General features: G+C 37.9%; 22 protein-coding genes and 1 tRNA gene. 10 read left to right on the top strand and 13 right to left on the bottom strand.

Annotated features, from left to right (window positions below):
- Position 1 precedes the first annotated feature (1 nt).
- The 3 genes from rsmD to QJV33_RS05680 are packed head-to-tail and all read left to right on the top strand — an operon-like array spanning position 2 to position 3980.
- A complete protein-coding gene (gene rsmD, locus QJV33_RS05690; protein ID WP_281462408.1) occupies positions 2–568 on the top strand; it encodes a 16S rRNA (guanine(966)-N(2))-methyltransferase RsmD in 567 nt (188 codons plus the stop codon).
- A gap of 56 nt (positions 569–624) precedes the next feature.
- Positions 625–3315, top strand: coding sequence for a DNA translocase FtsK 4TM domain-containing protein (locus tag QJV33_RS05685; RefSeq protein ID WP_281462407.1), 2691 nt, complete (start codon positions 625–627; stop codon positions 3313–3315).
- A gap of 11 nt (positions 3316–3326) precedes the next feature.
- Positions 3327–3980, top strand: a complete 654-nt coding sequence (locus tag QJV33_RS05680) for an RluA family pseudouridine synthase (RefSeq protein WP_281462406.1) — start codon at positions 3327–3329, stop codon at positions 3978–3980.
- A 224-nt stretch (positions 3981–4204) separates the two neighbouring features.
- Here the strand turns inward: QJV33_RS05680 and rfbD are convergent, their stop codons facing one another.
- From rfbD to rfbB, 4 genes are read right to left on the bottom strand one after another with little or no spacing between them, the layout of a single operon-like run.
- Positions 4205–5086: a dTDP-4-dehydrorhamnose reductase gene (rfbD, locus tag QJV33_RS05675; protein WP_281462405.1), complete on the bottom strand. Its 882-nt coding sequence runs from the start codon at positions 5084–5086 to the stop codon at positions 4205–4207.
- Between the two features lie 9 nt (positions 5087–5095).
- The gene (gene rfbC / locus QJV33_RS05670) at positions 5096–5659 is read right to left on the bottom strand and encodes a dTDP-4-dehydrorhamnose 3,5-epimerase (protein WP_281462404.1); all 564 of its coding nucleotides are present in this window, start codon (positions 5657–5659) and stop codon (positions 5096–5098) included.
- Between the two features lie 12 nt (positions 5660–5671).
- The gene (rfbA, locus tag QJV33_RS05665; RefSeq protein ID WP_281462403.1) at positions 5672–6580 is read right to left on the bottom strand and encodes a glucose-1-phosphate thymidylyltransferase RfbA; all 909 of its coding nucleotides are present in this window, start codon (positions 6578–6580) and stop codon (positions 5672–5674) included.
- A 10-nt stretch (positions 6581–6590) separates the two neighbouring features.
- Complete coding sequence (gene rfbB / locus QJV33_RS05660) at positions 6591–7643, bottom strand: dTDP-glucose 4,6-dehydratase (protein ID WP_281462402.1); 1053 nt, start codon at positions 7641–7643, stop codon at positions 6591–6593.
- Between the two features lie 154 nt (positions 7644–7797).
- Between rfbB and QJV33_RS05655 the strand changes: the two genes are divergently transcribed.
- Together QJV33_RS05655 and QJV33_RS05650 are read left to right on the top strand one after the other, a co-directional pair.
- Positions 7798–8463: a histidine phosphatase family protein gene (locus QJV33_RS05655; protein WP_281462401.1), complete on the top strand. Its 666-nt coding sequence runs from the start codon at positions 7798–7800 to the stop codon at positions 8461–8463.
- A gap of 116 nt (positions 8464–8579) precedes the next feature.
- Positions 8580–9914, top strand: a complete 1335-nt coding sequence (locus tag QJV33_RS05650; RefSeq protein ID WP_281462400.1) for a lipopolysaccharide biosynthesis protein — start codon at positions 8580–8582, stop codon at positions 9912–9914.
- 23 nt (positions 9915–9937) lie between these two features.
- On the opposite strand, the gene QJV33_RS05645 is transcribed toward QJV33_RS05650, so the two are convergent.
- Both QJV33_RS05645 and QJV33_RS05640 read right to left on the bottom strand, forming a co-directional pair.
- A tRNA-Lys gene (locus QJV33_RS05645) sits at positions 9938–10013 on the bottom strand.
- A 248-nt stretch (positions 10014–10261) separates the two neighbouring features.
- Entirely contained in the window at positions 10262–11206 is a 945-nt protein-coding gene (locus tag QJV33_RS05640; protein WP_281462399.1) for a glycosyltransferase family 2 protein, read from the bottom strand.
- Positions 11207–11308: 102 nt separating this feature from the next.
- Between QJV33_RS05640 and QJV33_RS05635 the strand changes: the two genes are divergently transcribed.
- From QJV33_RS05635 to QJV33_RS05625, 3 genes are all read left to right on the top strand, one after another.
- Positions 11309–11437, top strand: a complete 129-nt coding sequence (locus QJV33_RS05635) for a hypothetical protein (RefSeq protein WP_281462398.1) — start codon at positions 11309–11311, stop codon at positions 11435–11437.
- 161 nt (positions 11438–11598) lie between these two features.
- Positions 11599–11769: a hypothetical protein gene (locus tag QJV33_RS05630; RefSeq protein WP_281462397.1), complete on the top strand. Its 171-nt coding sequence runs from the start codon at positions 11599–11601 to the stop codon at positions 11767–11769.
- A gap of 12 nt (positions 11770–11781) precedes the next feature.
- Positions 11782–12705 carry a J domain-containing protein gene (locus tag QJV33_RS05625; RefSeq protein WP_281462396.1) on the top strand — a complete coding sequence of 308 codons (924 nt, stop codon included), beginning with the start codon at positions 11782–11784 and terminating at the stop codon, positions 12703–12705.
- 177 nt (positions 12706–12882) lie between these two features.
- Here the strand turns inward: QJV33_RS05625 and QJV33_RS05620 are convergent, their stop codons facing one another.
- Positions 12883–13818, bottom strand: a complete 936-nt coding sequence (locus QJV33_RS05620; protein ID WP_281462395.1) for a lysophospholipid acyltransferase family protein — start codon at positions 13816–13818, stop codon at positions 12883–12885.
- 84 nt (positions 13819–13902) lie between these two features.
- Here QJV33_RS05620 and QJV33_RS05615 point away from each other — a divergent pair, with 84 nt between their 5' ends.
- Positions 13903–14952, top strand: a complete 1050-nt coding sequence (locus tag QJV33_RS05615; protein ID WP_281462394.1) for an MBL fold metallo-hydrolase — start codon at positions 13903–13905, stop codon at positions 14950–14952.
- Here QJV33_RS05615 and lpxK read toward each other — a convergent pair.
- From lpxK to QJV33_RS05600, 3 genes are read right to left on the bottom strand one after another with little or no spacing between them, the layout of a single operon-like run.
- The gene (lpxK, locus tag QJV33_RS05610) at positions 14858–15850 is read right to left on the bottom strand and encodes a tetraacyldisaccharide 4'-kinase (RefSeq protein ID WP_281462393.1); all 993 of its coding nucleotides are present in this window, start codon (positions 15848–15850) and stop codon (positions 14858–14860) included. The two genes, QJV33_RS05615 and lpxK, sit on opposite strands and share 95 nt — an antisense overlap.
- A 5-nt stretch (positions 15851–15855) precedes the next feature.
- Complete coding sequence (locus QJV33_RS05605; RefSeq protein ID WP_281462392.1) at positions 15856–17142, bottom strand: 3-deoxy-D-manno-octulosonic acid transferase; 1287 nt, start codon at positions 17140–17142, stop codon at positions 15856–15858.
- The gene (locus tag QJV33_RS05600) at positions 17142–17822 is read right to left on the bottom strand and encodes a lysophospholipid acyltransferase family protein (protein ID WP_281462391.1); all 681 of its coding nucleotides are present in this window, start codon (positions 17820–17822) and stop codon (positions 17142–17144) included. The genes QJV33_RS05605 and QJV33_RS05600 overlap by 1 nt, the downstream gene beginning before the upstream one ends.
- 239 nt (positions 17823–18061) lie before the next feature.
- Between QJV33_RS05600 and QJV33_RS05595 the strand changes: the two genes are divergently transcribed.
- The gene (locus tag QJV33_RS05595; RefSeq protein WP_281462390.1) at positions 18062–18811 is read left to right on the top strand and encodes an IS6 family transposase; all 750 of its coding nucleotides are present in this window, start codon (positions 18062–18064) and stop codon (positions 18809–18811) included.
- A 143-nt stretch (positions 18812–18954) separates the two neighbouring features.
- Here QJV33_RS05595 and QJV33_RS05590 read toward each other — a convergent pair whose 3' ends face one another.
- The 3 genes from QJV33_RS05590 to QJV33_RS05580 are packed head-to-tail and all read right to left on the bottom strand — an operon-like array spanning position 18955 to position 22016.
- Positions 18955–20268, bottom strand: coding sequence for a sulfate adenylyltransferase subunit 1 (locus QJV33_RS05590; RefSeq protein ID WP_281462389.1), 1314 nt, complete (start codon positions 20266–20268; stop codon positions 18955–18957).
- 41 nt (positions 20269–20309) lie between these two features.
- On the bottom strand, positions 20310–21224 hold the full coding sequence (cysD, locus tag QJV33_RS05585; RefSeq protein WP_281462388.1) for a sulfate adenylyltransferase subunit CysD: 915 nt from the start codon (positions 21222–21224) through the stop codon (positions 20310–20312).
- Positions 21225–21257: 33 nt separating this feature from the next.
- The gene (locus tag QJV33_RS05580) at positions 21258–22016 is read right to left on the bottom strand and encodes a phosphoadenylyl-sulfate reductase (protein WP_281462387.1); all 759 of its coding nucleotides are present in this window, start codon (positions 22014–22016) and stop codon (positions 21258–21260) included.
- Positions 22017–22235 lie beyond the last annotated feature (219 nt).

Raw genomic sequence — 22235 nt, 5'->3', positions numbered from 1 at the left:
TATGCGTATTATTGCAGGACGCTATAAAGGCACCACATTATATACCCCAACGGGCAAAGAAACACGCCCAACATCAGATCGTGCAAGACAAACTTTGTTCGATATCTTGTTACATGCGCCGTGGGCAGGAAACGCCTTTATAGAAAATGCAATTATTCTGGATGCTTTTGCTGGCACGGGTGCGTTGGGTCTCGAAGCACTGTCTCGAGGCGCACAAAAAGCCTATTTTTTCGAAAAAAACATGCAAACACGACAGGTTTTGGAAAAAAACATTCAACTTTGCCGTGCAAACGCACAAAGTATCCTATATAAAGATGTTTTAACCTCTACACTCAGCAATTGTTTATGTAATCTGGTTTTCTTTGATCCGCCTTATCATCAACAACTCATCCCTATTACGTTCGAACATTTACAAAGAAATCAATGTATATCAAAAGATGCATTCATTATTACCGAAACAGCTATTGATGAAACATTACTAATGGATCAGTCATTAACATTGGTCAATGAACGAAAAGTAGGAGCCGCATATTTGAAATTCTGGAAATATAACAATATGGTAGAGTGAAGCTCTATTCTTAAAAGAATCTTTTTTACCATCATACAAACAAACGGATAATCATTGTGGTCGGTCATAACAAAACAGAAAAAATTATTTCTTCTGAATTACAGTCTGCATTTGGAAAAAGAGTAGTGCAGCTTAGTGGCTGGATTCTTTGGGTATTTGCTTTACTATTGATCGTCGCATTGATTAGTTATAATCCTGCTGATCCTTCTTTTAACACATCATCAACGCAATCCCCTACCAATTTACTGGGATATATTGGGGCGTATTTATCTGATATGTTAATCCAATGGGTTGGAATCGCCAGTTTTTTTCCCGTTATTGTTTTTATGGCATGGGGATGGCGTATTATTAAGCATCAACATTTACAGGGATTTATCCTACGTATTATTACGATGTTCTTTGCTTTGCCTGTCTGTGCTGCGGTTATTGCTGCTATTCCACTTTTTGTTTCCAATAATTATTCGCCTGAATGGCCCAGTGAATCGGGCATTGGTGGCTCTGTGGGGTTCGTGATTGCTCAAACCTCTTTTACTGCTGCTTTTGATGCGTTGGGACTGTCTGGTAAGATCTTAATTTGGTCATTAGGATTGATCTTGTGTGCATTACTCATTCCTTTATCAATGGGATTATCCAAGCAAGAATGGCAACGAATTCTTCGCTTTTTTAAACGTATTTTTAGCATTATTGCTTATTTAATTTTCAAAAGGAAGAAAGCCGCGACTGAAACAGATCAATATACCAATAGTGTCTATTCAGCCCCTGTTCGTTCCTATGATAAAACCCCTTTTAAATCCGATCCAAATACTGTTTTCGAACAAGATTATACCCCACCTTCTTACCAAGAATCAATAAGAGCAACAACGCATACGCCCTACTCTGCTCCTGCACCTAAAAAGCAAGTAGCAAGCGAAATGGCACCTGATAATACCCCGATTTTTAACCCTCAAGATGCTCAAGAAAAGAATATTAAACACGCTCCTTATTCTTCTGCTCCAGCACAAATAACTGCTGCTTCACCACCTATTGAAACGAATAGTAATACCTATCAAGAAGAAAGCTCTGTATATGAAGAAAGCGAAACGGTTAGCCCTCCCAAGGTAAAAGATATTTTTTCACTTTTCAATAAACCGATCAAAGAACGCCTGACCCCAATTAAAGAACATATCGTAAACGAACATATCGCGCCCATCAAAGAAACTCTGCAAGCTGCTGACCCTTATAAACAGCAAGACCCTTACGCGAGTGAAAATTCATGGTCTTTCCCTCCAGTGTCTTTATTACGGGAAAATCCCGCAGGAAATAACAACAGACCTAGCGAGCAAATTTTACAAGCAAATGCGCGTATGTTGGAAACGATCTTGGATGATTATGGCGTCAAAGGAACCATTGGCGAAATCTTATGCGGTCCAGTTGTAACATTATACGAACTTGAACCTGCTCCTGGTATTCGTTCAGCCAGAGTGATCGGATTATCAGATGATATTGCACGCTCTTTATCAGTCATCTCTGTACGTATTGCAACAGTTCCTGGGCGTAATATCATTGGTATTGAAGTACCAAATAGCAGCAGGGAAATGGTTTATTTCTCTGAAATGCTCACAACAGAAACATGGCACAGACATACAGCAAAACTTTGTCTTGCTTTGGGTAAAAATATTTTTGGTGAGCCCATTTATACCAACCTTGCCAAAATGCCGCATCTTTTGATTGCAGGAACAACAGGATCAGGGAAATCTGTTGGGGTAAATTCTATGATTTTATCCTTGCTGTATCGTTTATCCCCTGATGAATGTCGATTAATTTTAATTGACCCTAAAATGCTTGAATTATCGGTTTATGAAGGCATTCCACATCTTTTGACCCCAGTTGTTACCGACCCTCACAAAGCATTATCTGCTCTGAAATGGGCAGTCAGAGAAATGGAACGTCGTTATCGTTTGATGTCTCAACTTGGTGTGCGTAATATTGACGGATATAATCAACGTATCACCAATGCACGTAACCAAAGCAAAGTCATGACACGCCGCGTACAAACGGGTTTCGATGCTGAAACAGGAAGACCTACTTTTGAAGAACAACAAATTCCCTTGGAACATTTCCCATATATTGTTGTTGTGATTGATGAAATGGCTGATCTTATGATGGTCGCTGGTAAAGATATCGAAGCAGCCGTTCAACGTCTGGCTCAAATGGCACGTGCTGCTGGTATTCATGTGATTATGGCCACCCAGCGCCCTTCTGTTGATGTGATTACAGGGACAATTAAAGCCAACTTCCCGACACGTATTTCCTTTCAAGTCATTAGTAAATTTGACAGTAGAACCATTCTGGGTGAGCAAGGTGCAGAGCAATTACTAGGTCAAGGGGATATGCTATTCATGCAGGCTGGCGGACGCATTCAACGTGTACATGGTCCTTTTGTTTCAGATGATGAAGTGGACAAAGTAGTGCATCACCTTCGTCAGCAAGGTGAACCCATTTATGTTGAAGATGTGACGGCTGAACCTGTCGAAGAAAATAATAATACTGGACGGTCTGGAAATAATGATGATGAACTTTATAACCAAGCCATTGCTCTGGTCGCAAAAGAAGGAAAAGCCTCTACCTCTTTCATCCAACGTCATTTATCTATTGGTTATAATCGTGCTGCAAAGATTATCGAACAAATGGAAAAAGAACGCATTGTCAGTCCTGCAAATCATGTAGGAAAAAGAGAGATTTTAATCAATAAACTTCCTAACGAATAAGACCCAATATTGTGCTGCCCTTTCCTATTTTATTTCAAAATAATCATTTTATCATTATTAACAAACCTGCTGGAATGCCTGTGTATAATAACAAGCATTCCAACCAAAAATCTGTAGAAGATTTCTTCCCTATTCTATCCAAACGTCAAGACGGTCCGTGGTTGGTTCACAGATTGGATCAGGATACTGCAGGATGCCTTGTTATTGCTTTACGAAAGCAAGCTTTAATCTCTGCACAACATTGTTTTGAAACCAAGCAAGTTACTAAAATCTATTGGGCAATTGTGCAAGGGAAACCTCGAGAAAATAATGGGCAAATTGATATGCCCCTTTTAAAAATCACCAAAGATAAAAAATGGTCAATGCAGGCCAATCCCAAAGGACAAGCTGCGGTGACAAAATGGAAATTATTAGGATCAAATGGAAACATAAGTTGCCTCGAGTTACAGCTTTTAACGGGACGCACACATCAAGCCAGAGCACATTGTGCAATTTTGGGACATCCTATTATTGGGGATTCTGTTTATAATCCGAAGAGTAATAAAGAACGTTATTTACATCTCTTTAGTCGCGAGATTTCTTTACCTTTTTCCCCTCACCTCTCAACAATTGCTGAACCTCCTGAACATATGATTACCGAGTTACAACAGTTACATATCGTATAAATAATCTTTCAATAACTTCTCTATAAATTAGGAATTTTGTTGAGAATTTTGATATAGTTGCAAAACTCTCCGAAAGAAACAAATCAGAACTTGAAAAAGAGAAAAATCCAAATAGCGTATATCATCTCCAAAATGATGGTTATCATTCATAAAATGGATTACAATCCAATAAAAAAGCTCTGAAATAATCAGAGCTTTTTATATCTATTATATATTAGAAAAAATTAAGCGTTAAAAACTGTTTGCACAACTTTTGCAACGCTATCCTGCCATTTAGGTAAACGCACGTTAAATACTTGATATAGTTTATCTGTATTTAAACGAGAATCTTGTGGACGTTTTGCAGGTGTTGGCCAATCTTCTGTTTTAATTGCGGATATTTCTGGCATTTTTTGACCGTATAAAGCCGCTTGTTGCAGCGCCTCTACAGCCAATTCATACCAAGTCGCATCCCCAGTACCAACAGCATGATAAATACCATTCCATTCAGAGTTCCAACCTTCTTTTAAATAACGATCAGCAATTTGAATAATCGCCCATGCTAAATCATCAGAACAAGTTGGATTACCATGTTGATCACCAACAACTTTTAGTGCAGGATTTTTTGCCCCAGCATTAATCATGGTCAAAACAAAGTTTTTATTATGCGCAGAGTAAACCCATGCGGTTCTTAAAATCACACTATTAGGTTGTGCTGCCAAAATAGCTTGCTCACCCTCTGCTTTACTTGCCCCATAAACGGTTTCAGGGGAAACAGGATCTGTTTCTGTATAAGGAGACCCTTTGTCACCAGAAAAAACATAATCTGTTGAAACATGAATTAACGGCACATCATAAACGGCACATAATTTTGCTAATTGTGCGGGTCCATCACGATTGACCAAATAAGCATCTTCTTGATTGGTTTCAGCAGCATCAACCGCTGTCCAAGCTGCAGTATTAACAATTAATTTAGGTTTTTGATCGCCTTGAAAAACTATCTTTAATGTATCTGGTTGTGTGAAATCAAATTCTGGACGACCGACAAATACTAAACGATCATCATTTAACAGTTTAAATGATTCTGCCAATTGTCCATTTTTTCCACCGATGACAAGAATTGTCATTATATTCCCCTATTTTGAATATGAAAACCAACCTTTAGCTTCGGCAAAACCTGGATTTTGTGCATCTTTATCAGACAAAATTGCTTCTTCTGACTTAATTGGCCAATCGATCGCAAGGTCTTTACAATCCCAACGCACGGCGCGTTCACTGGCTTTGTCATATAAACCTGTACATTTATATTGCACCATTACATTATCGGTTAATGTACAAAACCCGTGCAAAAACCCAGGAGGAATCCATAATTGTGACCAATTATCTGCAGAAAGCTCTGCACCAACCCATTGACCATAGGTAGGAGACCCCGTACGTGCATCAATCGCCACATCCCAAATTGAGCCTTGCGTACAACGAACCAACTTTCCTTGTGCATGCGGTTGCAATTGACAATGTAACCCGCGCACCACGCCTCTTTGGGTAGAAAGACTTTGATTATCTTGTACAAAAGGTAAATGAATACCTGCCTCTTTTAAACGTTCCGCATTATACGTTTCAGAAAAGAAACCACGATTATCTTGAAAACGAGGAGGCGTAATAAGAGCAACCTCAGGAATAGCTAAAAATTCTATTTTCATGCGTCTATCTCTTTATAATTGTTTACTGTCTTTGTGATGAACATCATTTGCCAATTCAAATAGCATACGACCTAATTCAGTTTTATGCACTCTTTTTGCTAATACACGCAATTGATCGGCATCAATAAAGCCTCGACGAAAAGCCACTTCTTCTGGTGATCCAACTAACATTCCTTGACGGGATTGAATGGTCTGTACAAAAGTACCTGCTTGCATCAAGCTATCGGGCATTCCCGCATCCAACCATGCACAACCACGCCCTAAACGTTCAACACGTAATTCCTGATTATCAAGATACATTTTATTCAGATCAGTAATCTCATACTCACCACGAGGAGAAAGTTTGACCTCTTTGGCATATTCAGTCACTTTAGAATCGTAGAAATATAACCCCGTTACAGCCCAATTTGATGGTGGGTCGATTGGTTTTTCAATAATTTGTTGTGCTTTTCCTTCTTCATCAAAAGAAACAACACCATAACGTTCTGGGTCACGCACTTGATATGCAAATACTGTTGCACCACTCTGGCGTTGTGCCGCTTGCTGTAACAAAACACTTAAATGATCTGCAAAAATTAAATTATCGCCCAGAACTAACGCACAAGGAGCACCATCCAACCAATCTTTACCAAGCACAAAAGCCTGTGTTAATCCCTCTGGTTTAGGTTGTACACAATATTCAAAATTAACGCCCCAATCCGACCCATCACCTAACAATCTTTTAAACTGAGGGATATCTTGCGGGGTCGAAATAATCATAATATCCTGAATACCTGCCAACATTAACGTAGATAAAGGATAGTAAATCATAGGTTTATCGTAAACAGGGAGTAATTGTTTACTTGTTGCCAACGTCAATGGGTGTAAACGGGTTCCTGATCCACCCGCAAGAACAATCCCTTTCATTGGTTTTTCCTGCATCTTCATTTCCTCATTTCATCCCAAGACGTTGACCGCTATAGCGTTTATCACGAATAGCTTGCCACCAAGCTTGATTATCCAAATACCATTGGACGGTTTTACGAATCCCTGTTTCAAAATTATGTTTTGCTTTCCAATCCAAAGATTTTTCAGCATGTGATGGATCAATTTCATAACGGAAATCATGCCCAGGACGATCACCAACAAATTTAATTAATCGTTCATATTTTCCCTGTGGATCAGGTCTCAACTCGTCCAAAATAGAACAAATTGTTTTAACAACGTCTAAATTAGTGCGCGGTTGTTTTGCGCCAATAGCGTAAGTCTCACCGGGCAACCCAATTTCAACTGCTTTTACCAATGCTTCGGCGTGATCTTCAACAAATAACCAATCGCGAATATTATCCCCTTTACCATAAACGGGTAACTCTTTGCCTTCCAAAGCATTGATAATAATTAAAGGGACTAATTTTTCTGGGAAATGCCAAATACCATAATTATTCGTCGTATTGGTTACAAAAGTAGGGAACCCATAAGTATGGAACCAAGCACGTACTAAATGATCCGATGCTGCTTTTGATGCAGAATAAGGGCTACGGGGGTCATAAGGTGTTGTTTCTGTAAATGGTGGGTCATTGAGTTCAAGGTGACCAAAAACCTCGTCAGTTGAAATATGATGAAAACGGAAATTCTTTTTGTGATCTTCGGATAAATTTTTCCAATATTCATATGCCACATTTAACAAAGTATACGTACCAACGACGTTTGTTTCAACAAATACCCCTGGACCATCAATCGAACGATCCACATGAGATTCTGCTGCTAAATGCATCACGGCATCTGGCTTGAACGTTTCAAAAACTTTTGTTAATGCTACGGCATCGGTAATATTGACCTGACAAAAATGGTATCGATCATCTTGTTCAATTTCAGCAACGGTTTCAGGAGAAGCTGAATATGTTAATACATCAACATTGACTACTGAATGTTTTGTATTTTTAATCAAATGACGAACTACAGCAGAACCAATAAAACCACAACCGCCCGTAACAAGGATTTGCATAACTAAAATACACCTTTAAAAAACTTTAAAGTTAAAACTTTGTTCTTTTTTAGCCTTGTCTATGTATAATATCAAGTAATTTACTTTCCATAATAATAAGATATCATAAATTAAATGACACATTTTCATCTATTCTGGGACTTCATCAAAAAAAATGACAAAAAATACGTATCAATTTTTGGATAATCCTGCTTTATTACAAAACACAACACGTTTTTGGTTTATCCGCCATGCTATTGTTAATCAAAAAGACAGAGAATATCTGTATGGTACTATGGATGTCTCATTATGCCCAGATCATATAAAACAACAACATCGTATTTATCAGCATTTAGCGAACAGGCTGCCCCAATCAACATCTTGGTTTACAACGTCGCTTTCTCGAACACGAGACACTGCCAAACTGATCCAAAAGGCTGGTTATGGACAATGCCCTATTCAAACAGACGATTCTTTCCTAGAACAAAACCTAGGCGATTGGCAAGGAAAAGCCCACGGAACCGCCGATCACTATTTTCAATACTCGCCCCATCCTTTTTGGCCTTTTTGCGCCAAAGAAATGCCCCCCAATGGCGAAACAATGTATGATGTAATAAAACGCGTTGGCAAAAGACTAGAACAACTTGCCACATCACATCAAGGGCAAGATGTGATCATTATCTCTCATGGAGGCGCAATACGAGCGGCCATCGCTCATAGTTTAAAAACTCCTTTAGATTCTGCATTATCGCTTTCTATTGTTAATCTGTCTTTAACTGTTTTAGAAAAAAAACAGAATCACTGGCGTGGATTAACAATCAATGAATATCCCTCATTGTGAACATTATTCACCTTGTTTTATCTAAACAGCATTGGTCAACCTAATCACATTTGCGATAACTGCCTGTACAAGAAGACTCATAATGATTATAATCATCAACAATCTGGGGTTAAATAGTGTCTCATACAACGACCTCCCCCTCTAATAGAGGCAGTTTAAGGCGTTCGGGACGCAATCTTCTAAAATTACTAGGTGGTAAAGCCGTTAATGTCCCTCTTGGTCTATTACAAATTTCTTTAACCATTCATCTGTTGGGGGATAAAGGCTATGGTTTTCTTATTTTAATCCATTCTTTTTCCCAAACCATAGGTGATTTGGCTGAGTTTCAGTCTTGGCAAACAGTATTGCACTATGGCTTTAAACCCTATACGAACAACGACATCCCTTTGTTACAAAGGGTATTAAGATTTGCTTTTTTCCTGGATATTTGCAGTGGGATCTTTGCGCTTATTATTGGTTTTTTATGTGCTGTTTATTTCGGGAGTTACTTAGGGTGGCCTGCTGAATGGCATTATCTTGGGATTTTTTATAGTTTCAGCGTTATTTTCACCACCAGCGCCACCTCTAATGGAATTTTAAGACTGCTCAATCGATATGATCTCATTGCGATACAAGGCACCGTTGCAAATTTTACTCGCGTCTTAGGAATGTTTGTTTTAATTTATATAGGCGGAGAATTGGTTGATGCCGTGGGAATATGGATGTTGGCAGCTATCCTTAATTTCATCTCTTTTCTTACTTTTGCATTATATCAACTACACCTACATGGTTTATTAAAAGGATTCTTAAAAGGGATTAACCAAGGGCCAACCAAAAATTTGCCTGGAATATGGAAATTTGCTTGGAACACTAACTTAAATATGACATTTTCTTTGGCTTTTAAACAAATTACAACACTCGTTATTGGCGGAACCTTGGGACCTATTGCTGCTGGATATTATAATATCGCCAATAAAATCGCAGAAGCCATGGCTAAACCAATCGCCTTATTACAATCGACATTATACCCAGAAATGGTACGTTCTTGGCAGAGCAGTAAACCTTCACACCTCTATAAAATGGCATTACAAATCACAATGTTCGCAGGGGTTTTTACTTCTCTTGTTTTTTTGATTCTACCCTATATTGCTGTGCCTGTTATGCATTTACTCTTGCACAAAGACTCAACTCCTGAAACGCTTACACTCCTATATTGGTTGGCTGGGGCAGAGCTCGTTTTGATATGGGGAATGTCCTTAGAACCTATTTTAATCACCACAGGCAATACGACTGGAGCCATTTGCGCCAGAGGAATAGATGTCTTGATCTTTTTGCCTATGCTGTATAGTTCTATTGGTTACTGGGGAATGGCTGGAATTGGTCCTGCAACCGTGATTGCTGCTTTTGTTTTGATCATTTTACAGGCAGCTTTTATGTTCATGAGAAAAAAAAGAAACAGTGTCATACAATGATAGCGACCCTGTTTATTGTATCATGGTGGGTGCACAAGGGTTCGAACCTTGGGCCCGCTGATTAAGAGTCAGCTGCTCTACCAACTGAGCTATGCACCCGTTTAAGAAGTGCTATTACCAATATCAAAGCCTCTTTTAAAATACAAGTTTAAAAGGTCTTGTCGCAAATTTAATTATGTATTTTAGTATGATATAGATGTAGAAATTGATCGCGTTGTTTACAGTGATATGAAATATTACTGTAAACAACGCGAACAACTCCTACACATAAATCAATCCTAAATAAAAATACTCATCCCATTTCTATAACAGGTTAAACTTAATAAAATCAATTTACGACAAGACCCTTAATTCTCGTCTGGTTTGCACTTCCTATTTTCACGACATCCGTGTAACAAATAATGAGTCACGGGATCTATATTAGAAGCTCTTACATCAGGATATGTGTTTAGATAAAAATCCCTATCAAAATCTTTTAATATTTCCCATTCTGGAATAATGATTTTGTACCCTACGCCATCGAATTCAGATAAAAAATCTTGTCGTTGCTGTTCATTAAACCAAGGAAAACGATATAATGGTTCATTACTTAGTTCACGCAGCAAATGTTCATTTTTCTTGGCTTCTTCTAAACTTCCACTAGACGGAAGATGATTCATCTCTAATCCACTATTCATAATGGCAAAAAGCATCGTTTGGTCTTTACGGATAATTCCTCCAAATCCAGCTTTAACAAATCTATGAGTATATTCTGTGTGTTCGTGACCATAACGACCAAAGCGATTATCCATGTACCCAACAAATTGCAATGCCTCTCTACTTATAGCAAGCGCAGCACCTTGTACTAGACCACATAACCCGGGGTTATGTGCTGTACACCGACCAAATACAATGGGTGCATTTACAAAATCAGAAATATAATTCATATGACCATGAAGCAATGCTCCTTGACACCATTCAACGTCCCACCCATACATACAAGGCAAGATATCATCATCAAGCAATAAAAATGCATCACAAGATGTGTAATTAGCTAAGTAATATAACCCTCTATTTTTATTCCAAGCAATCCCTTTATTTTCACAAGATATATAAGAAACTCCCTCTTTCTCTAAAAGTTCAATCGTATTATCTGAGGATCCATCGTCACAAACGATCAACTCATAATCACCCAAAGAAAACTTACGGATAAGTTTAATTTGCTCTATTAAATATTCAGCCCTATTATAGGTTGTAATTGCAATACCAATTTTCATTTTTAATGCTTCGAAATTATTATGGTTAATACTCAATTCACCATACCATAAAAATGGAAACAATGGTCTTATCGCAAATTTAATTATGTATTTTAGTACGATATAGAAATGGATTGATTATTTTTTTAGGAACGATTTATGTCTATTGATATCTATAGCAAGCTTATATTAAGGTCTAAGGATGATTTTAAAGGAAAATGGACAATCAACGAACAAATAAAACTCATTCAAAATATCTTCGGTCTAAATAATAATATACCCGTCTAAATTAGCTAGCTTTATGGCTAATCACAGCACCATTCAATATTTGCAACAAGACCCATATTTTTATATATCGTTCGTAAATTTATAAAATAATTATTGGTAATTATGTTAACATACTATGATGTGCTAAAGACGCTTTTAATGATTAGGGAAGATAATATATAATGGACGATGATATTCACAAAGATCCTCATTTTGCAAAAAAATTCATAAAGGCCAAATTAATACAAGTTGCCAAAGATGCTGCAATTGCGGGGATATCTGCGGATGTATTTGAAGCATTAATTATTGCTTTGGCTGATGAATTAGATTTTAAAGACATAGTAAAGAATTAAAGGAACCAGTGCATGAGTACAGATCCTTATCAAATATTAGGAATTGCAAAAACAGCTAGCCAGGATGATATCCGTAAGGCTTATCGTAAGTTAGCAAAAAAACATCATCCAGATTTAAATCCTGGGGATAAAAAAGCAGAAGAGCAATTTAAACTTGTAAGCGTGGCTCACGATTTATTGTCTGACCCAGAAAAACGTGCGCGTTTTGATCGTGGCGAAATTGATATTCATGGTCAAGAGCAAGGATTTGCTGGAGGTCGTGGACGATATCAAAGCCATGGTGATGGTGCTCAGGGGTTCAGATATAGCCAACAAGGTGGACCGCAAGGCAATTTTTCTGAAGAAGATTTGCAAGATATTTTTAGTATGTTTGGTGGTGCTGGCAGGGGAAATTTTCAACAAGGCGGTGGCGGTTTTCGCGCACAAAAAGGACAAGATCGTCGATATAATTTAGATATTGATTTTCTTGATGCTGTAAATGGTAAAAAATCACGCATTACGCTACCTGGCGGCGGGGAGTTGAATGTTACTATTCCTTCCGGCATAGAAGACGGACAAGTTTTAAGGTTGCGAGGCAAGGGAGACCTTGGGTTTAATAACGCCCCTGCTGGGGATGCGTTAATTACCATTCACGTACGTGCACATCCACATTTCAAACGTGAAGGCAGAAATATTCGTCTGACGTGGTCTATGGATTTGAAAACAGCCATATTAGGTGGAAAAATAACAGTCCCGACACCCAAGGGTGAAGTAGCTTTAAATGTTCCTGCGCATTCTGATACAGGCAGTGTGTTACGTTTAAAAGGGCGCGGTTTATCAGCCAAGGGTAATCAAGAAGCAGGTGATTTATATGTTGCTTTACAAGTTAAAATTGGCAAGGTCGATCCAGCGTTAGAAGCGTTTTTACGGGATTCATCCAATAGCGATCAAAAATAAGCAAAAGGGAGAAGATCAGATGATGACGTTTGAATTATTTTGTCTTAATCTTCCGGAAATCACTGCAACGAAAATACAATTCGGTCTTGTCGCAAATTTAATTATGTGTAGGAATTGTTCGCGTTGTTTACAGTGATATGGAATATTACTGTAAACAACGCGAACAATTCCTACATATTATCTATATAATTCTTTTGACCAACGTCTATGTAGCCATAACCATTGCTCTGGATTTTGTTTAACCCACCTTTCTATTTTATCATTAATCACTTGTGTCAGACGATGAATATTATCCAAATTATTCTCGGCATATTGAGAATAATCAATCGGCGGCTCCACAATAATACGTAAGCGTGCTGGTCCCAAACGCTGCACATATCCAGGAATAATCGGACATTGCAATTTCAACGCCAAACTCGCCACCGCAGAAGAGGTCATAGCGGGTCTACCAAAAAATTGAACCTCGACCCCATCATTCATTTTTTGGTCGCTTAATACGCCCAACCTATGTCCTTGCAGCAAATGCTTTAACGCTTGCCTAGCGCCTTTTGAACCTTTGGCAAACATTGGGATCTTTTGCCCCATCGCCTCATCACGCAAGTTCAAAATTAACTGATTGACATAAGGATTGCTAGCTGCTCTAAAAAAAGAAGAAAAAGGCATTCCATATTTTGCCACCCCTAATGGTAACATTTCCCAATTACCTATATGGCCAGAGACAAATAAAACAGCCCCTGTTTTTGCAGATTGTTCAGTTAAATACTCACCACCCACAACTTCCCACCCTGCGCCTTCGGATGTATTCTGTTTTAAACGCGCCAAGTGCGGAAATTCTGCAACCGTTCTGCCAAGATTTTCCCAGGCCCCTGCGATGATCTTTTTTCTTTCTATAAAGGTTAAATATGGCATTGCCAGTTGTAGATTTTTATCAGCGACTTTTGAAACAGGTAATTTCATTCCAATCAAACGACAAATAACACCCCCGATATTAGACGCTTTTTCAGGCGATAAAGAACGCAACAAAGAAAGACATCCTTTTGCCAAAATATATTCGTAATATTGTAAAAATCGATAACTCAGTGATGATATTTTTTTAAGATTAAAAATTGGCATTTCAAATATAATATATAATGGTGATCCTGTTCACATTGTATGAATGTTTATTATAAAAGCGCAAGGGGCTATAGAGGAAATATTATGAAGCAAAAATACTATACTGGTCCCATCACTGACCATTTTAATGGAAATAATTTTCAGAACCTGACAACAGCTGAGAAAATCAAATATCTCAACAGCTTTGATGGGATTAAATGGTATTTTCATATGATAACCAATGCTTGGACAGGGTTAACCCCTCATGTTGTTCAAGCCCATCCCAAAGAACGAGAAAAAGAGTTAAAAGTGACTATGATTGGTCATGCCAGTATTTTATTACAAATCGAAGGGTATAATATTCTTGTCGATCCCGTATGGTCACCGCGAATAGGTCCTGTATTTTTTATTGGTAAAAAACGTGTCAATCCACCTGGTGTTCCTTTTTCACACCTCCCCCCTATTGATGCTGTGCTGATTACCCATAATCATTATGACCATATGGATATTCGTACGTTACGTCGTCTTTATAAAAAATATGATCCTATTTTCTTTACACCTCTAGGTAATGATATTGTCTTAAAAAAGCATATTTCAAATGTAATGACCATTCACACCATGGATTGGTTTGAAGAGAAACTTTTAGATAACCAATTAAAAATCACTTTATGGCCAGCCTATCATTGGTCTGCACGGGGTATTTATGATCGCAACGATGCGTTATGGGGCGGGTTTATTGTATCGTCTCCTCATTATAATGCCTATTTCACAGGGGATACCAGCTATGGTGATGAAAAGATTTTTAAACAACTTAAAGATCACTTTCCTGCTTTAGATGTCGCGGTCATCAATATTGGTGCCTATGCCCCCAGAGCGATTTTGAAAGGCCATCATAATGATCCAGAAGAAGCAGTTAAGATTTTCCTTGATTGTGGAGCAAAGCAAGCACTTGGCATTCATTGGGGAACGTTTCAATTAAGCAGCGAAGAAGCCTATGAACCTGTTCATACATTATATGGTGTTCTAAGAGATCGCTTATTGCCTGTTAATCAATTTATCCCTATGCGTCCTGGGCAAACATGGCATCCAAAATCCTCTGTAATTCAGGCAAAGTCTGCTGATTCTGCCATTTCAAATGAACCCCCAAAGGAATAACATGGCTCTGAAATACAGAGGGTAATCGCACATAGTCTTTGGGGGTCGTAACCAAAGGGATTTGATAGTGATGCTTTAACAATAGTAATTGTTCTAACTCTATAGAACTATAAAAATGATGATCGGGAAAAGATTTCTTTTCTATAAGATGCAGTTGGTTATCAATTAATGCATCGAAAAACTTGTCTGGACGACCAATCCCTGCAAAAGCAATCACCGATTTTCCAGAATATTCCTCAATAGATTGATCCATCTCTAAAAAACTTTGAAAAACCAACATGTTTTTAGGCAGTATTTTTAAAATATTGGTTTGATCGTCACCGATCAAAATACAAGCTTTGGCACGAGATAAACCATCATCAAAAGATTCTCGCAAAGGCCCAGCAGGCAAGGCTTTGTAATTCCCAAACCCTGTTGCTCCATCGATCACTAATAATGGCATATCTTGATACAAAGTCGGATTCTGAAATCCATCATCCATAATCAATAATTCAGCACCATTCTGGATCGCTGCCTGTGCTGATTCTGCACGATTAGCGGCCACCCATGTAGGTGCGTGTTGTGCTAGTAATAAAGCCTCGTCCCCAACATCTTCTACCGTATGAAAGGTTGGATTGACCAAAACAGGATCTGTTGTTCGATTTTTACGTTTATATCCTCGTGTTAAAAACGCAATCTTATACTCTAGTTGGAAATATTTTCCTAACTCCAAAGCAATGGTTGTTTTTCCTGTTCCACCTACGGTTAAATTCCCACAACAAATCACAGGAACAGAGGCTTTCCATTGTAGTTTTGACAAACGTCGTTTTGTAATCCATTGAGTTATCAAAGAAAAAGGCGTTAATGCCCTTGCCATCAAAGTCGGAGGGTTCTTTTGCCAAAAAGACGGAGCTTTCATAATCATTAAACTTTTAAAGAATATAAATGAGAGGCAATATCATAAGCAAGAAGACTTTGCTGATCCATAATTTGTAAGGCTTTTTGTGCGTAATCTTCGCGTTTCTGAGAGTTGCATAACATCTCATCAACCCAAGCAACCAAAGCCTCTATATTAGGTGTAATGGTCACAGCCTCTTCTAACAAACGATAAGCCTCTTTAAAATTATAAATTTTATCCCCAGAAGCAATTGCACAATGTAATTTTGCTGGTTCAAATGGATTATGTCCCCCACCCTTAGGCGTGTTGTTTAAACTATTTCCAATAAAGACAATATCACACAAGCGATAAAATAATCCCAACTCTCCCAACGTATCGCATAACCATAATCCACCCTCATCTGGCAGTTGTTTTAAACTTCGCCGAGGTAACCTTCCAATCTGTTCTATAACCTCTGTGCTACGTTCTGGATGGCGTGGCACAATGATCGTAATCAATTCTGGATATGTTTTTTTGAGAGCTTTATGCGCCTCAGCAATAACGATTTCTTCCATAGTATGCGTAGATGCCGCTAACCAAGTTGGTTTATTTTTAAATAACTCTTGAAGAGAATTTAACGCTTGTAAATCACAAGAAAGCTCTGGGGCAATTTGTTTAATATCACCCAGATATGCTGCTTTTACACCTAATTGTTCAAAATTATATTGATCGTGAAGAGACCTCGCAGCAATCCACTTAAACTTTGATAACAAAGAGAATGCTGTTTTTTGAAAACGATACCATGTCTTAAAAGAACGATCCGATAAACGTGCATTAATTAATGCAACTGGCACAGAATGTTTAGAAAAAGCATCAATAAGGTTAGGCCAAAGCTCGCTCTCGACAATGACGCTTAATGATGGCTGCCAATAAGAAACAAAGCGATCAACCCATTTTGGTACATCCAAAGGAATAAACTGATGTTGGATATGTTCTGATAATTCTGAATCACTAGAAAAATGTTGTTGCACAATGTGAAATGAAGTAACCGTCCCCGTCGTAATCAAGAAATTTTGCTGCCGATCGATTTTATATAACTCAGTAACGATCGGAAAAATAGAAATCACCTCTCCAACACTAGCCGCATGAAAATGGATCAGGCTGCCAGGCTTGCGAGGAAGTGATGCCATTCCCATCCGTTCAGATAATCGTCCCTCTATCTCTTTTTCTTTTTTACAGCGATGACGTAAATATGGTTTGAGTAAAGGGGGTAAAACAGCCCCAATCATTTTCCAAGTAAATAAAAATGTAGAAAACTGCTGATGAGATGACATTATTTTTGTGCTTTACTGGTCATATCATTAAGTGCATTGGTAATTTCAGTTGCGATTGTATCATAATTTTCACGGGTTACCCTCATAGGTTTTCCACAAACTATCTTTCCCTTACCAAATGGCAAAGGAATCATCAATTTGTCCCATGTGTTTAATCGAATAGAATGACAATAAGCACCAACGGGAACAATTTTCCTTTTAGAATATAATGCCAGTTTTAAAGCTCCCTCGTGACAATGATGTCTCGGCCCTCTGGGACCGTCGGGGGTAATAACGACCAAATGTCCAGCTTTTATATACTTTAACAACTCACGAAAAGCTGCGGTTCCACCTTTATCTTGACCATTTTTACTGGATGAACCTTTTACTGCTAAAATTCCCCAAGGTTTTACAATCTGTGTTATTAAACGTCCCTCTGTATTACGGCTAATTAATACATAAAGTTTTAAAAAGGGATTTTGTGGTAATGCCCACCACCATAAACGAGGGCTTAATACCAAACACTCATGCCAAAAAAGAACCAAAGCAGGTTCATCCCCTTGGCATGTCAATAATAATTGTGCTTCTGATTCGACTTCAAATTGCCAACGTGTTGTTTGCAGCGCAAATTTTAAATACGCCCTTAGAATTACAACAAGGCAATTTTGAATAAAATTCTTTTTAAAGAAATCAGAAATCATTGGTTTAAATTACAATTGATTGAAGGGTGATTATTACACTCTTTCTAGCACAAAAAAAGCAATATAGAAAAACTATATCGCTTTTAAATTGTAGGAATTGTTCGCGTTGTTTACAGTAATATTCTCAAAAGGATTAGTTTTTCCTAAAGCTTCAGATTTTTCGGTCTAGTCGCAAATTTAATTATGTATTTTAGTATGATGTAGAAATGGAGTGAGTATTTATATTTTAGGAACGATTTATGTCTATTGGTATCTATAGCAAGCTTATATTAAGGTCTAAGGATGATTTTAAAGGTCGCCACTTTAGTGGGGTGATGATTATCCAAGCGGTAAACTGGTATTTACGCTATTGTCTTAGCTATCGAGATATTGAGGAATTGTTTTTAGAGCGTGGAGTAAGCGTTGATCATAGCACGTTAAATCGTTGGGTATTACGCTATGCACCACTATTAGAAAAACGTTTGAGAAGCTATAGAAAACCCCATTGTGGTGAGGTGAGGATTGATGAAACCTATATCAAGGTAAAAGGTCAGTGGAAGTATCTATATAGAGCCATTGATAAGAATGGAACTGCTATTGATTTCTTATTAACAGCTAAAAGAAATATCAAAGCAGCACAACGCTTTTTTATAAAAGCATTTAAAGAAGAGGGTCTATTCGCTCCAACCCATATTGGAACAGATAAAGCATTACCGTTTCCAAAAACCATACAAACCATGAAGAATGAGTATATCCTTCCCAATCACTGCGTTCATGAAACAAAGAAATCTTTACAACAGGGAATAGAAAATGATCATTTTAGAGTAAAGAGAATTATCCCAAAGAATGGTTGCTTTCAATCTTTTCATACCGCAAGAAAAACACTTAAAGGATATGAGGCCATTCTCTGGATTAAAAAAGGACTGGGTTTTAAAGGAAAATGGACAATCAACGAACAAATAAAACTCATTCAAAGCATATTCGGTCTAAATAATAATATACCCGTCTAAATTAGCTAGCTTTATGGATATTACATATCAATTCACTATTTGCGACAAGACCAGTAGATTTTGTTTTAACCAAATAGTCATTACTTGATCTAAATCATCATCTTTAAATGCTCTAATCATTCATCCCTCTGTAAGATTTTAAATTATTTAAATAAGACAGCTCCTGCTGTGCGGTTGGTGGCGGTATCGACAAGGATCGCAGCACCAACGTCTTTGGCATCATGATAAGGCAAAACAGGAATAGGTTGTTGTAAGATTAAAGAAACTTCTCCAATACTGTTTTTATCCAGATTTTCAGCAGGCTCGGTTTCCAATGTATGAATATTGAGATGATGATTAATTGAAGCAATTTTGGTTTTAATCCAACGATGCCCATGTTTTAACCAATAAGCACGTCCGACAACTAAAGGTTCATCATCTAACCAAGCCAAGGTTGCTTTGGCTTCTTTTTGTGCCGATGGTGACGACGGTGCTAGCAACCAATCTCCACGAGACACATCAATTTCTTGATCCAAGATTAATCCGACAGATTGTCCAGTCGATGCGCGTTGTAGTTCTCCTTGTAATGCATTTGCAAAGATTTTGCTGATTTTTGCTTTGGCACCAGAAGGTTGAACGATTAATTCATCTCCAATTTTAACACCTCCTGCTGCGATTCTTCCCCAAAAAATACGACGACCATGTTGGGTTGATGAACCATCATGTGCTTCTTGTAATTTTTGCACAAATTGAACGGGAAAATGAAAGGCTTGTGTATCCGAAGCAACATGAGAAGGAAGGGCTGTTAAGGCTTCTAATAGACTAGGACCTTGATAGACTTTTTCACAAAGAATATTCCCATGTTTATCGGCATTACGAGCGGTAATATTTAACCCTTTTAATGCGGAAATAGGAATAATATTGGTAATCGTGATATTTGCTTGTTGTGTAAATTTTTCCAATGTACGTTTGACATTGATAAAAGCTGTATCTGGGTCTTTGATCGCGTCTAATTTATTAATCGCAAACAAAATAGAAGGCACTTTCAATAAATTAGCCAACAAGGTATGACGACGTGTTTGGGGTAATAGATTAACAACTTTATCTTCCCAATTGATTTTGGTTACATCAACCAAAATTACAGCAGCATCACTGCTGCTGGCAGCAGTAACCATATTCCGTGTATATTGTTCATGACCAGGGGCATCTGCAATAATGAATTTACGTTCTGGCGTGGTAAAATAACGATAGGCAACGTCAATCGTAATGCCTTGTTCACGTTCGGCTTGTAATCCATCGGTTAGTTTTGCCAAATCATAGGATTCATCATCAGCAAGTTTATGTTGAATACCAGAAAGTTGGTCAGCAAGGATGGCTTTGCTATCTAATAATAAACGCCCGATCAGGGTGCTTTTCCCATCGTCGACGCTGCCAGCCGTTAAGAATTTAAGGGTATGTTTGTTTTGTAAAGATGACATAAAATCGTTTCCTCAAGAGTTAAAATGATGACAGCGTGAACTTAGAAATAACCTTCAAGTTTACGTTTCTCCATAGATGCTTCAGAGGTTTGGTCATCCATACGTGTTGCGCCCCGTTCGCTGATGGTTACAGCGGCAGTTTCCTTGACAATATCATTGGCATTAGCAGCATTACTTTCGATCGGGCAAGTACAAGTCATATCGCCAACAGTACGGAAGCGCACAGTTCTGGTTTCAATGGTTTCTCCTTCTTGCACGGGGGTAACATCGGTTACAGGAACCAATAACCCTTTGCGAGGGATCACTTGGCGTTGATGTGCATAATATAAATTAGGCAGTGGGATTTCTTCTTGTGCAATATATTTCCATACATCGAACTCTGTCCAATTTGAAATTGGGAAAACACGGAAATTCTCATCAGGTAAAATGCGTGTATTGAAAATATTCCATAATTCAGGACGTTGAGCTTTGGGTTGCCATTGACCAAAAGAGTCACGATGAGAAAAAATACGTTCTTTTGCCCGAGCTTTTTCTTCATCACGCCTTGCGCCACCCAGCAACGCATCAAAACGGAACTCTTCAATTGCTTCTAGTAAAGTAACTGATTGATGAGGGTTACGGCTTTCCAAAGGATGGCTTAGTCTAACTGTTCCGCGTTTCATAGAATCTTCAACGCTGCGAACGATCAACTTTGCATCAAGTTCTTTGGCTCTACGATCACGGAATTCAACAACTTCTGGAAAATTATGCCCTGTATCAATCATTAATAAGGGGAAAGGAAATTGACCTTGCCCGAATGCTTTTTCCGCCAAACGTAACATAACACAAGAATCTTTTCCGCCTGAAAATAGCAGTGCAGGGCGTTCAAAAGAACCTGCAACTTCTCTCATGATAAAGATAGATTCTTCTTCTAGATCAGAGAGAGGGGTATATAAATTGGGTGAATGAGACGTCATAAAATTGCCTTTAAGTCTGAATTCAAATCGTTATTATTTTGAAGGTCTGTTTGATAAAGAAGATGTTGCGTGAACATGTAAACCGCATTCTTTTGCGCCTTCTTGTTCCCACCACCAACGCCCAGCACGGAAATCTTCACCCAACGCAATCGCACGGGTGCAAGGTTCGCATCCAATGCTAACATAAAACTGGTCATGTAAGGGATTATATGGAACATTATTTTCTTTGACATAACGCCAAATATCCCCAATTGTCCAATCCAATAAAGGATTAATTTTTACTTTGGGTTGTGTTGCATCGCTTGGGTTCTCTTGTTCAATGACTTCTAAATTGGCTCTAAAATTTGATTGTTCTTTGCGTAAGCCTGTAATCCAAGCTTCATGCCCTTTTAAAAGAGCTTTAAGAGGCACTAATTTACGAATATGGCAACATTCTTTGCGCAGGTCAACGGATTCAAAAATCCCATTTTCACCGTTTTTTTGAACATATTCAGCCACTTGATCTTCATCAGGATAATAGGTTTTGATTTCCAGATTATAATGAGATTCTGCTTGATCTTTAAGATCCAACGTTTGCTGATGTAATTTCTTTGTATCTAACATCGCAATAGAAATAGGTAATCCTAAACGATGAATAAAATCTGTAATGACCATATCCTCTACCCCAAGGCTAGTGGCTTGAACGATTGGACCATATTCTGCGACGGCATTTTGCAGGATTTCTTGAGTTTCAAGCAGTTTACGTTCATAAAATTCACTGGGTTTTTTAGAGTATAGTTCTATCGGGGTCATTATATGTAAGCTTTGCTGAAAAAAGAAAATAGGAAGCGATGTAAAACAAAAATCCTTTGGTATGATTAGAACCTATCTTTTAACAAAAAAGATATGAAAAAGGTAGATGGTTAATAGAATGTTATTTGTATAATACTTTATTTATATGTATTTAATGAATTTTTTGAAATAAATCAATAAAAATATCGTTTTTTATAGGATCTCCATATAATTAACAAA

The organism is Commensalibacter nepenthis, from assembly GCF_029953305.1.
Lineage (GTDB): Bacteria > Pseudomonadota > Alphaproteobacteria > Acetobacterales > Acetobacteraceae > Commensalibacter > Commensalibacter nepenthis.
Note: the sequence above shows the minus strand (reverse complement) of the source record. Positions and strands in the feature narration are given on the sequence as shown.

Excerpts from the sequence above, each read along its gene's own strand:
- QJV33_RS05590 (WP_281462389.1), bottom strand. The coding sequence starts at position 20,268 with ATGTCATCTTTACAAAACAAACATACCCTTAAATTCTTAACGGCTGGC.
- QJV33_RS05615 (WP_281462394.1), top strand. The coding sequence starts at position 13,903 with ATGAAGCAAAAATACTATACTGGTCCCATCACTGACCATTTTAATGGA.
- rfbC (WP_281462404.1), bottom strand. The coding sequence starts at position 5,659 with ATGAAAATAGAATTTTTAGCTATTCCTGAGGTTGCTCTTATTACGCCT.
- rfbB (WP_281462402.1), bottom strand. The coding sequence starts at position 7,643 with ATGCAAATCCTTGTTACGGGCGGTTGTGGTTTTATTGGTTCTGCTGTA.
- QJV33_RS05630 (WP_281462397.1), top strand. The coding sequence starts at position 11,599 with ATGGACGATGATATTCACAAAGATCCTCATTTTGCAAAAAAATTCATA.
- QJV33_RS05595 (WP_281462390.1), top strand. The coding sequence starts at position 18,062 with ATGTCTATTGGTATCTATAGCAAGCTTATATTAAGGTCTAAGGATGAT.
- QJV33_RS05605 (WP_281462392.1), bottom strand. The coding sequence starts at position 17,142 with ATGTCATCTCATCAGCAGTTTTCTACATTTTTATTTACTTGGAAAATG.
- QJV33_RS05580 (WP_281462387.1), bottom strand. The coding sequence starts at position 22,016 with ATGACCCCGATAGAACTATACTCTAAAAAACCCAGTGAATTTTATGAA.
- rsmD (WP_281462408.1), top strand. The coding sequence starts at position 2 with ATGCGTATTATTGCAGGACGCTATAAAGGCACCACATTATATACCCCA.
- QJV33_RS05625 (WP_281462396.1), top strand. The coding sequence starts at position 11,782 with ATGAGTACAGATCCTTATCAAATATTAGGAATTGCAAAAACAGCTAGC.
- lpxK (WP_281462393.1), bottom strand. The coding sequence starts at position 15,850 with ATGAAAGCTCCGTCTTTTTGGCAAAAGAACCCTCCGACTTTGATGGCA.
- QJV33_RS05635 (WP_281462398.1), top strand. The coding sequence starts at position 11,309 with ATGTCTATTGATATCTATAGCAAGCTTATATTAAGGTCTAAGGATGAT.
- rfbD (WP_281462405.1), bottom strand. The coding sequence starts at position 5,086 with ATGACAATTCTTGTCATCGGTGGAAAAAATGGACAATTGGCAGAATCA.
- cysD (WP_281462388.1), bottom strand. The coding sequence starts at position 21,224 with ATGACGTCTCATTCACCCAATTTATATACCCCTCTCTCTGATCTAGAA.
- QJV33_RS05620 (WP_281462395.1), bottom strand. The coding sequence starts at position 13,818 with ATGCCAATTTTTAATCTTAAAAAAATATCATCACTGAGTTATCGATTT.
- QJV33_RS05600 (WP_281462391.1), bottom strand. The coding sequence starts at position 17,822 with ATGATTTCTGATTTCTTTAAAAAGAATTTTATTCAAAATTGCCTTGTT.
- QJV33_RS05655 (WP_281462401.1), top strand. The coding sequence starts at position 7,798 with ATGACAAAAAATACGTATCAATTTTTGGATAATCCTGCTTTATTACAA.
- rfbA (WP_281462403.1), bottom strand. The coding sequence starts at position 6,580 with ATGCAGGAAAAACCAATGAAAGGGATTGTTCTTGCGGGTGGATCAGGA.